Here is an 11,019-nt window from a genome sequence, read left to right on the forward strand (position 1 = left end):
GCAGACCGCGCGGTGCGTGGGCGACGTCGGCCAGCGATCACCCGTAGAGCGAGCGGCCGCCCGGGCTGTTGCCCTTGAAGCGTTGGCCCGCCGCGATCTCCTCGCCGACCACCGACCAGACCGTCTCGTCGTCCTGCCAGGGGAGCGGGTCGATGCGGCTCGTCTCCTGACGGATGCGCTCGACCTCGCGCTCCAGGCGCTCGAAGTCGCCGTCGTCGCCGCCGTTGTCGAAGGTGAACTCTTCGAGCAGGCGCTGGAACCGAAGGGTGACCTGGACGAGGGAGGAGACGTCCGTGTGGAGTTCCTGCACGGTCTCCTCGTCGGCGTCGAAGGCGTGCACCTTGCCGGAACCGGCGTCCAAGGCGAGGTGGGCGTTGAGCAGCCAGCCGATGACGAGCCATTCGCCCGCGCCCTCCGAGGCGCCCTCGAAGTCCTCGACGTCAACGACATCCCGGACGAGGGGCAGCCGCCCGGAGTCCTCGTCGGGCACATGCAGCCGGAGCGTCCCGGTGGGGACACCGACGGCCTGCAGGAGGCGGGCGCCCTCGGTGTCCGCGGCGGCGGGCGGGAAGACGATGGCGGGCAGGGTCGCAAGCCGGTCCTCGCCGAAGATGTCGACGAGTTCGCTGCGGGTGACGTCGAAAAGCACTGCCGGAACTCCGAACTCGGCGGCGGCACGGCCACCGCGGGACTGTCAGTGGACGGAAGCGGTCACGACAACACCGTTGCGGATCGAGGCGCGTCCGGCCACTCCGACTCCGCCTCGCCCACTCACCCGCCGCCGCCTCAAGCACCTGGCCCAGGCCGCAGGGATCAGGACGCCGAGGCGGCAACGACGTTGAATCGTTATACGCACACGCCCGAGGACTACGCCGACCGGGTCCGGCTGACGTTCGCTGACGATTCGCTGACTTTCCGCCCGGCGCCCCGCCCGACCGGCCTCGGAGAAGTGCCTCTACCAGGCCGGGAGCGCTTCCCCGGAAAGGGACGACCCCCGTCGGGGGGAGACGGGGGTCGTCGGGAGGTTCGGCTCCGGGGGGGTCGAGCCGAACCCACTCAGCGGTCACGGGGGGTGCAACCGCCGAGGGTCTGCCTGTTGTACGAGATATGAACGCTCGTCGTGTCGACAAGTCTGCCTGAGCGGACCTGTATACGTCGAGTGGTGTCGCCTCCACTCCGCGCGAATTAATATTCGCGGAGTGTGATTGACGTCACGGTGAGCGAGGGTGAAGGGGGTCGGCCCGCACGTCCGAGGGGCCCCCGGACCCCGGGCACCCGCCGACCATAGACCATCCGGCTAGACTTTCGCGCCGTGGGCCGAAGTGCCGCTTTCTTCGATCTGGACAAGACCGTCATCGCCAAGTCGAGCGCCCTGGCGTTCGGTCGGCCGTTCTACCGGGACGGGCTGATTACCCGGCGTGACGTGGTCAAGTCGGCGTACGCGCAGCTGATGTTCCGGCTGGGCGGCACCGACGAGCAGACCATGGCCAGGACCCGGGACTACCTCGCCACGCTCTGCAAGGGCTGGCAGGTGGAACAGGTCCGCCAGATCGTCGCGGAGACACTGCACGAGCTGATCAACCCCTACGTGTACGCCGAGGCAGCCGCCCTGATCGAGGAGCACCAGGCCGCCGGCCGGGACGTCGTGCTGGTTTCCGCCTCCGGCGAGGAGATGGTCCGGCCGATCGGCGCGCTGCTGGGGGTCACCGACGTGATCGCCACCCGGATGGGCGTGGTGGACGGCCGCTACAGCGGCGAGGTCGAGTTCTACGCGGCCGGCCCGAGCAAGGTCGAGGCGGTCAGCGAGCTGGCCGCCGAGCGCGGGTACGACCTGGCCGACTCGTTCGCCTACTCCGACTCGTACAGCGACCGCCCGCTGCTGGAGTGCGTCGGCCACCCGTCGGTGGTCAACCCCGACCGGCAGCTGCGCAGGCTCGCGGTCGAGAACTCCTGGCCGGTGCTGGAGTTCCGGCACCCGGTCCCGCTGGGCCGGCGGCTGCGCGAGCGCCCGGCCGTCCCGGTCGCCGCAGCGGCGCTGGGCGTCGGCGTCGGAGTGGCCATCGGCATCGCCTGGTACGGCCGTCACCGCCGCACCCGCGCCACCCCCGCGCCCGCCTGAGCGGGCCCAGGCGCCCGGCCGCCGACCCCTCGCGATCCGGGCCCCGTGATCCGGGCCCCGTGATCCGGGCCGCACGGGTCAGGCGGCGGCGAGGATCTCGTCGCCGATCGCGGTGAGCTGGTCCGCGCCGACCTCCACCGCCGTCATGTAGTGCCGCAGCCAGGAGCGCAGGCCGTCCGGGGTGCCGGTGGCGAACGCGCCGGCCGAGCCGACGTACTCGGGCTCGCGTTCGTGGTGGCCGACGTCGACGGCGAGCAGGCCGCGCGGGTCGAGCCCGCTGGACAGCAGCACCAGCCGGGCGGCGCCGCGGGCCACCACCCCGGAGGGCCCGGCGAAGGGGCGCAGGTTCAGCAGCTCGCCGTGTACGACGGCGGCCAGCACCAGCGGGGAGACCTTCGTGCCGCCGGCGACGAGCCCGGCCAGGCCGTCCAGTCGCGCGGCGACCACCGGGTCGGCGACGGGCCGGCCCAGCTCGGCCTCGGCCACGACGTCCCGGGCGGCGAGGACGTGCAGCTTCGCCAGCGCCTGCCGGGGCGCCTTCGGCCACAGCTCGGACAGCCCGGGCAGCGCCCCGGCGACCCGCAGCGCGCCCTGGACCACCGGCTCGGTCACGGTGCCGGCGCGGACGGCCTCGCGCTCGTGGGCGTACCCCTCCAGGGCGGCGCTGGCGACCGCGGACCGGAGGCTGACCTCGGCCGCGACCTGGCCGCCGTGCCGGCGCAGCGCGCGGTGCCCGAGTGCCTGGTCGAACCGCTCGCGGGCCCGCTCGACGGCGGCGGCGATGTCGGCGAGCGCGAGCAGCGGGGCGAGCGGGTCAGCGGTCACCCCGTCACGCTATCGACTGCCCGCCCCGGCCCGCCGACGAGCCGCCCGGAAGCGACCGCCGCCACCTTGCCGCGTTGCCAGCAGGGGCCCATCCTCGACGAACGGCGTCGACCGGGTGCCCATCCGTGCGCCTGCACCGCCGTCCGGCGCGCGGCGCGGGCCGCTCGGCGCGCGTTGGCCGGACCGGCGGTTCCTCGGCGGGACACCCCGACTAACCTCGTGCGGGAGACGCAGATCACCCCGAGCGACGAGGGAGCACGGCATGAGCGAGGCATTGGCCAATCTGCTGAACGAGACGCGCCAGTTCCCGCCGCCGGCCGAACTCGCCGCGAACGCCAACGTCACCGCCGACGCGTACGCGGAGGCGGACGCCGACCGGCTGGCGTTCTGGGAGCGGCAGGCCGGGCGGCTGACCTGGGCGCGGCAGTGGGACCAGGTGCTCGACTGGTCGAAGCCGCCGTTCGCGAAGTGGTTCGTCGGCGGGCAGCTCAACGTGGCGTACAACTGCCTGGACCGGCACGTCGAGGCGGGCCTGGGCGACAAGGTCGCCATCCACTGGGAGGGCGAGCCGGGCGACACCCGCACCATCACGTACGCGGACCTGCACCGGCTGACCTGCCAGGCGGCGAACGCGCTGACCGACCTGGGCGTCACCGCGGGCGACCGGGTGGCGATCTACCTGCCGATGGTCCCCGAGGCGGCGGTCGCGATGCTGGCCTGCGCCCGCATCGGCGCGACCCACAGCGTGGTCTTCGGCGGCTTCTCCGCCGAGTCGCTGACCAACCGGATCCAGGACGCCAGCGCCAAGGTGGTGATCACCGCCGACGGCGGCTACCGCCGGGGCAAGCCGTCGGCGCTGAAGCCGACCGTGGACGAGGCGGTGGCCAACTGCCCGTCGGTCGAGCACGTGCTGGTGGTGCGCCGCACCGGCGAGGAGGTCGCCTGGTCGGCGAAGGACCGCTGGTGGCACGAGACGGTGGAGACCGCCCCGGCCGAGCACGCCGCGCAGCCGTTCGACGCCGAGCACCCGCTGTTCATCCTCTACACCAGCGGCACCACGGCGCGCCCGAAGGGCATCCTGCACACCACCGGCGGCTACCTCACCCAGACGTCGTACACGACCCACGCGGTCTTCGACCTGAAGCCGGAGACGGACGTCTACTGGTGCACCGCCGACATCGGCTGGGTCACCGGGCACTCCTACATCGTCTACGGCCCGCTCTCCAACGGCGCCACCCAGGTGATGTACGAGGGCACCCCGGACACCCCGCACAAGGGCCGGTTCTGGGAGATCGTCGACAAGTACAAGGTCAGCATCCTCTACACCGCCCCGACGCTGATCCGCACGATGATGAAGTGGGGCGAGGACATCCCGGCCGGCTACGACCTCTCCTCGCTGCGGCTGCTCGGCAGCGTCGGCGAGCCGATCAACCCCGAGGCGTGGATGTGGTACAGGCAGCACGTCGGCCGAGGTGAGCTGCCCGTCGTGGACACCTGGTGGCAGACCGAGACCGGGTCGATCATGGTCTCGCCGCTGCCGGGCGTGACCGAGGCCAAGCCTGGCTCCGCGATGACGCCGCTGCCCGGGATCAGCGCCGACGTGGTGGACGACCAGGGCCAGTCGGTGCCCAACGGCGGCGGCGGTTACCTGGTGCTGCGCGAGCCGTGGCCGTCGATGCTGCGCACCATCTGGGGCGACGACAACCGGTTCATCGAGACGTACTGGTCGCGGTTCGGTGCAGGCGCCGGAGGCGCCGAGTCCGGGCGGGAGGCGGGCGCCGAAGGCCACCGCGGGTGGGTGTACTTCGCCGGGGACGGCGCGAAGCGGGACGACGACGGGCACATCTGGCTGCTCGGCCGCGTCGACGACGTGATGCTGGTGTCCGGGCACAACATCTCCACCACCGAGGTGGAGTCGGCACTGGTCTCGCACCCGTCGGTGGCCGAGGCGGCGGTGGTGGGCGCGACCGACCCGACCACCGGGCAGGCCATCGTCGCGTTCGCCATCCCGCGCGGCAGCATCGACACCTCGGGCGAGGCGGGCGAGAAGCTCATCGCCGACCTGCGCAACCACGTGGCGAAGACCCTCGGCCCGATCGCCAAGCCCCGGCAGATCATGCTGGTGCCGGAGCTGCCGAAGACCCGCTCCGGCAAGATCATGCGCCGGCTGCTGCGGGACGTGGCCGAGAACCGGTCGCTGGGCGACGTCACCACGCTCCAGGACTCGTCCGTGATGGACCTGATCTCGTCCGGCATGGGCGGCGGGAAGTCCGACGAGGACTGACGGTAGGCGTACGACCCGATGGGTGGCGGTCCCGCGCGGACCGTCACCCATCGTCATTTCTTACGGGTACGCGACGGACCGCATGCGCCCTGTCACATCGGTCGGTCGGGGGAACCGGGAGAAGCTGAACGGACACAGGCTGACGTCGACCCCTGTCATTCGCCTGTTTTCTGATTTAGGTTCACGCAGGTCGAGTCGGTTCGATGGACATCACATCGATGAGAGGGCCGGCCGACTCCTTCCCTCCCCATGCCCCGAGAAATGGAGCGGCATGAACAGAAATCCGCAATCCGGGTCGCGCCGACGCCTACTCGTCGCGCTGCCCGCCATCGCCCTCGCGGCCACGTCACTGACCGTGACTGGCGGCGCGGCGGCGGCAGAGCCCGGCCCCGCCCGAGCCACCATCGGCGCGGACGAGTACTACATCAACTACGCCGAGCCCGCCGTCCAGCCGGACAGCGACGGCCGCGAGGTCAAGGGCAAGGGTGGTGTCTACGCCCCGGCGGTCGAGGAGGCGCGGGCCTACGACCGCAAGTTCGCCCGCGGCAACCCGGTCACCGCGCGGCAGCTCGCGAAGACCGAGGCCGAGGCGATCAAGACGGGCAAGAACCCGCGGCAGATCAAGCAGGCCACGGGCACCCAGACGGCGAAGCTGCTCACCCTGCTGGTCGAGTTCAACGAGCAGGCCAACGACGACTTCACCGACGTCATGGTCCCCAAGACGGTCTTCGAGGACCGGAGCTGTGTCCTCGGCACCGTGCAGAACGGGCCGCTGCACAACAAGATCCCCAACCCGGCGAGCCTGCCGCACGAGGACAACAACTCGATGTGGGTGCCGGACTTCTCGCCGGCGCACTACGACAAGATGCTCTACACCAAGGAGGGCATCACCGAGCGGGTCCGCCCGGACCTGACCGGGCCGGACGGCAAGCCGGGCATCAGCCTGGCCGGCCGGACCATGCACAACATGTACCTGGAGATGTCCAAGGGCGCGTACACGGTCGACGGGCAGGCCAGCCCGTGGATCAAGGTGCCGCACTCCGAGGGCTGGTACGCGGCCTCGCGCTGCTTCCAGGACGAGAACGGCAACTGGGTCGCCGGCCGTCAGCAGTCGATGAACGGCCACCCGGACAACCCGCAGGGCGCGGGGCGGCTGGCCACCGACGCGATCGACACCCTCGCCAAGATGGACCCGAACTTCCCCTGGGCCGACTACGACATCGAGGACCAGGGCGACCGCGACGGTGACGGCAACGTCTTCGAGCCGGACGGCGTGATCGACCACCTGGTGCTGGTGCACGCCGGCCAGGGCAAGTCCCGCGGCGGCGGCGCCGAGGGCACGTACGCCATCTGGGCGCACTCGTCGTCGATCGCCGGCGGCTACACCGTCCCCGGCACCAACATCCAGGTCTCGAACTACATCGTGCAGCCGGAGGACGCCGGCGTCGGCGTCTTCGCCCACGAGTTCGGCCACGACCTGGGCCTGCCGGACCTCTACGACACCTCGGGCAACGCCGACTCGGACGTCGACTTCTGGGACCTGATGGCCTCGGGCTCGCACTCCGGTGAGATCTTCCAGGCGCTGCCGACGCACATGGGCCTGTGGGACAAGTGGGTGCTCGGCTGGGCCGACCCGCTGACCCTCGCGCCCGGTGCGGACCCGCGCGACGTGCAGTTGGGCCAGACCTCGCGTACCCCGCGCGGCACCGCGGACGGCATCAAGATCAACCTGCCGAACAAGGTGATCACCCTGGCCACGCCGCACAGCGGCACGAAGATGTGGTATACCGGCGCCGACCAGGACTGGGCGGACGTCAAGATCACCCGGCAGGTGGCCGTGCCGGCGGCGGCCGACGCGAAGTTCTGGATGTGGAACAACTTCGTCATCGAGGCCGACTGGGACTACGGCTTCGTCGAGGTCTCGACCGACGGCGGCGCCACCTGGGCCGAGCAGAAGGTCTACGACTCGACCGGCAAGCTCGTCACCACCAACGACGGCTACGCCGACCCGAACGGCCGCATGGTCGACTTCGGCAACAAGAAGTACGGCCTGACCGGTGACACCCACGGCTGGCGGCACGACTACGTCGACCTGTCGGCGTTCGCCGGGCAGACGGTGCAGGTCCGGCTCCGCTACGCCACGGACGAGGCGTTCGTGGAGCGCGGCTGGTTCGCCGACGACTTCTCGGTGACCGGCGGCGGCGCCACCACCTGGAGCGACGACGTCGAGAGCGGCGCCAACGGCTGGACCGCGACCGGCGGCACGTTCGTCGACACCACCGGCGCGGGCTGGCGGATCGACGGCGGCACCTCGACCCAGGCGCACTACTACCTGGCCGAGTGGCGCAACTTCGACGGCTTCGACAACGGCCTGAAGTACGCCTACGACACGGTCTACTCGCACGACGCGTGGAAGGTCGACAAGCTGTCGTACAACGCCCCGGGCATGCTGGTCTGGTACCGGGACACCGCGCTCGGCGACGTCAACCACACCACGGCGCAGCTCACCTCGCTGCCGAGCTACGGCGCCAAGGGCGGTCTGCTGATCGTGGACTCGCACTTCGACCCGTACCGCCGCAAGGGCGAGGCGGCCGTCAAGGACCCGTCGGTGCTGGACAACCTGCCCAGCCGCCCGCAGTCCGCGAACGCGGCCTTCTCGCTCAACCCCACGTACCCCTTCCGGGAGTGCCTGGAGGCGGCGGACGAGCCGTACAGCGAGTACTGCACCGACTTCGGCGCCCAGCCGGCGGTGCCGGGCTTCACGGACGCCAAGGGCTGGTACCCGGGCATCGAGATCCGCGACGGCGCGGCGTACGCCCGGGACAGCGACGCCTCGGTCGTCATCCCGTCGAAGGGCAACGAGCGGTACACCACCCGGGTCACCAACCCGGACGGTACGCCGGCACCGGCCTTCTACGGGGTCACCCTGGGCGGCGGCGCCATCGTGCTGGGCACCGGCAACCCCGGTGACCAGGGCGTGGCGTACGGCGTCACCATCACCATCAAGCGGACCGCGAAGGACAACTCGTACGCCACGGTGCACGTCACCCCGGCAACGAACTGACCTCGGATCGGTCCACGGGGCACACGGCGGGGCCCGTCTGGAGCACACTGCTCCGGGCGGGCCCCGCTCGTCTTACGCGCCGCGGGCTGCGCCTGCCGATCGCTGTGACATTTTCGATGGTTCGGACGCTCCCCATAGGGGACTTCATAACTCCGGCTACGCAACGTGATCGTGGCCAAAACGTAACGTGAATCAACGTTGCCTCAACGCGCCTTTTGGTCGTCATTTATGCGCATATGAAGGCCGCCTACCTTCCGCCCGCCCGGTATTTGACCCGTGACAAGTGCACGTCGTCTCTGCCAGGGTGAGTGACGCATCACATGACAGTCGTGGCCTCGGCTGCGCCCGTCATGTAACAGATCCACAAAGGAGGAGGACCTTTGAGGAGACGAGTCACAGCCGGTCTGGCCTCGGCCGCGGCCGCGCTGCTGGCGGCGGGAGTCGTGTCGGCGCCGGCCTCCGGCGCACCGGCCGCGGACCCGGCCCCCGGTTCCGACAAGGCGAAGCATGGCAGGGACAACCTCCCCGATCCGAAGTCGGATCAGCAGCGGGAGCTCCGGAAGAAGGCCATCGCCGACCTGCTCTCGGGCAAGGCCAAGCTTCAGACGCGCAACGGCTCGAAGGTCATCCAGGTCAAGGACGACCTGTTCGTGGAGTACCAGCAGGCGCCGAAGACCGACCCGATCTTCACGATGCTGGTCGAGTTCGGCGACCAGACCGACCCCCGGACCGGCGGAGCTGCCGGCCCGGTGCACAACCAGATCGCCGAGCCGGACCGCAACTGGGACGGCAGCCCGACCGACGACAACAGCACCCTGTGGCGGTCGGACTTCAACCGGGCGCACTACCAGGACATGATGTTCGGTCCGGGTGAGTCGATGCGGGACTTCTACTACAAGCAGTCCGGCGGGCGCTACACGGTCAACGGCGACGTCAGCGAGTGGGTCAAGGTTCCGTACAACGAGGCCCGGTACGGCAGCAACCAGATCCCCGAGTCCGACGGGTACTGGAACTTCGTCAAGGACAGCGCCACCGCCTGGTACCAGTCCCAGGTCGCGGCCGGCAAGACGCCGGAGCAGATCAAGCAGTACCTGGCCCAGTTCGACATCTGGGACCGGTACGACTTCGACGGTGACGGCGACTTCAACGAGCCCGACGGCTACGTGGACCACTTCCAGGCGGTGCACGCGGGCGAGGGCGAGGAGGCCGGCGGCGGCGCCCAGGGCGAGGACGCCATCTGGTCGCACCGCTGGGCGGCGTTCCCCAACCTGGCCGGCAGCGCCGGTCCGGGGGCGAACAAGGCCGGTGGCGTCCAGATCGGTGACACCGGCATCTGGATCCGTGACTACACCACGGAGCCGGAGAACGGCGGCCTGGGCGTCTTCGCCCACGAGTACGGCCACGACCTCGGTCTGCCGGACTACTACGACACCGCCGGCGGCGACAACGGCGTGGGCTTCTGGAGCCTCATGGCGTCCGGCTCGTGGCTCGGCCACGGCAAGGACGACATCGGTTCCACGCCGGGCTACATGGACCCGTACTCGAAGCTGTTCCTGGGCTGGCTGAACTACTCGGTGGTCGAGGAGAACAGCGGCACCACCAAGGTCACGCTCGGCCCGGCCGGCGACAGCGACGGGCCGAAGGCCCAGGCGGTCGTCGTCAACCTGCCGGCGCAGACCCAGACCACCAGCTACAACACGCCGTTCGGCGGGTCGTACGAGTGGTGGGGCGGCAGCGCGGACGACCTGAACACCACGCTGACCCGGCAGCTCGACCTGACCGGTACGACGTCCGCGTCGATCACCGCGAAGGCCTGGTACGACATCGAAGAGGACTACGACTACCTCTACGCCGAGGTGTCGACCAACGGCGGCGCCACCTGGACCCCGCTGGCCAACTCCTCGATCGACGCCGGTGAGACCGGGGTCGACGGCTCGACCAGCGGCGCCTGGGTGGACCTGGCCTACGACCTGTCCGCGTACGCCGGGCAGACCGTGCAGTTCCGCTACCGCTACCAGACCGACGGCGGCGTGCACCTCGCCGGCGCGTTCCTGGACAACGTGTCGCTGGTCAAGGGCGGCGCCGTCGCCTGGACCGACGACGCCGAGACGCTGGCCGCCGAGTGGACCGCCAAGGGCTTCACCCGGATGACCGGCTCGGTGACCGACTCGTACCCCCGCTTCTACATCGCGGAGAACCGGTCCTACGTCGGCTACGACGACACCCTGCGGACCGGCGGGTACAACTACGGGTTCAACAACACCCGCCCGAACTGGGTGGAGCGGTTCTCGAACCACCCCGGCATGCTGGTGTGGTACGTGAACTACGCGTACGGCGACAACAACACCTCGGAGCACCCGGGCTACGGCCTGAACCTCCCGGTGGACGTCCGGCCGAACAAGATCACCGTCGACGGTCAGGGCAACGTCACCAACCGCCGCAACGGCTTCGACGCCACGTTCAGCCTGTACGCCAAGCCGGCGCAGACCTTCCACCTCAACGGTGTCCCGGTCACGCTCCCGGCGCTCGCCCCGCAGCCGGTCTTCTCCGACACCGGGGCGAACAAGTACTGGACGTCCGGCAACCCGTGGAACTCGGTGAAGGTGGCCGGTTCCGGCACCCGGATCGAGATCCTTCAGCAGGGCACCAACCCGACCGACGACATGGTCGTCAAGGTCAGCAACTGACAACCGAGTTACCCGTGGGGGGGGGGGGGGGGGGGGGGGG

The 11,019-nt window shown here is 70.3% G+C and carries 6 protein-coding genes; 4 read left to right on the forward strand and 2 right to left on the reverse strand.

What is annotated here, in order from left to right; all coding sequences use genetic code 11:
- Positions 1-37 precede the first annotated feature (37 nt).
- Positions 38-649: an SUKH-4 family immunity protein gene (locus tag ACSNOB_RS01460; protein WP_436684680.1), complete on the reverse strand. Its 612-nt coding sequence runs from the start codon at positions 647-649 to the stop codon at positions 38-40.
- A gap of 663 nt (positions 650-1,312) precedes the next feature.
- Here ACSNOB_RS01460 and ACSNOB_RS01465 point away from each other — a divergent pair.
- On the forward strand, positions 1,313-2,119 hold the full coding sequence (locus ACSNOB_RS01465) for an HAD family hydrolase (RefSeq protein ID WP_436684682.1): 807 nt from the start codon (positions 1,313-1,315) through the stop codon (positions 2,117-2,119).
- A 78-nt stretch (positions 2,120-2,197) separates the two neighbouring features.
- Here the strand turns inward: ACSNOB_RS01465 and ACSNOB_RS01470 are convergent, their stop codons facing one another.
- Positions 2,198-2,944: an oxidoreductase gene (locus tag ACSNOB_RS01470; protein WP_436684683.1), complete on the reverse strand. Its 747-nt coding sequence runs from the start codon at positions 2,942-2,944 to the stop codon at positions 2,198-2,200.
- A 262-nt stretch (positions 2,945-3,206) separates the two neighbouring features.
- On the opposite strand from ACSNOB_RS01470, the gene acs reads away from it, so the two are divergent.
- From acs to ACSNOB_RS01485, 3 genes are all read left to right on the forward strand, one after another.
- Positions 3,207-5,228: an acetate--CoA ligase gene (gene acs / locus ACSNOB_RS01475; RefSeq protein WP_436684685.1), complete on the forward strand. Its 2,022-nt coding sequence runs from the start codon at positions 3,207-3,209 to the stop codon at positions 5,226-5,228.
- 271 nt (positions 5,229-5,499) lie between these two features.
- Positions 5,500-8,292 (forward strand): immune inhibitor A domain-containing protein, encoded by a 2,793-nt coding sequence (locus tag ACSNOB_RS01480; protein ID WP_436684686.1) that lies wholly within the window; start codon positions 5,500-5,502, stop codon positions 8,290-8,292.
- Positions 8,293-8,672: 380 nt separating this feature from the next.
- Entirely contained in the window at positions 8,673-10,979 is a 2,307-nt protein-coding gene (locus ACSNOB_RS01485; RefSeq protein ID WP_393102068.1) for an immune inhibitor A domain-containing protein, read from the forward strand.
- Positions 10,980-11,019: the final 40 nt, after the last annotated feature.

The organism is Micromonospora sp. URMC 106 (assembly GCF_051386395.1).
Taxonomy (GTDB): Bacteria; Actinomycetota; Actinomycetes; order Mycobacteriales; family Micromonosporaceae; genus Micromonospora.

Excerpts from the sequence above, each read along its gene's own strand:
- ACSNOB_RS01480 (WP_436684686.1), top strand. The coding sequence starts at position 5,500 with ATGAACAGAAATCCGCAATCCGGGTCGCGCCGACGCCTACTCGTCGCG.
- acs (WP_436684685.1), top strand. The coding sequence starts at position 3,207 with ATGAGCGAGGCATTGGCCAATCTGCTGAACGAGACGCGCCAGTTCCCG.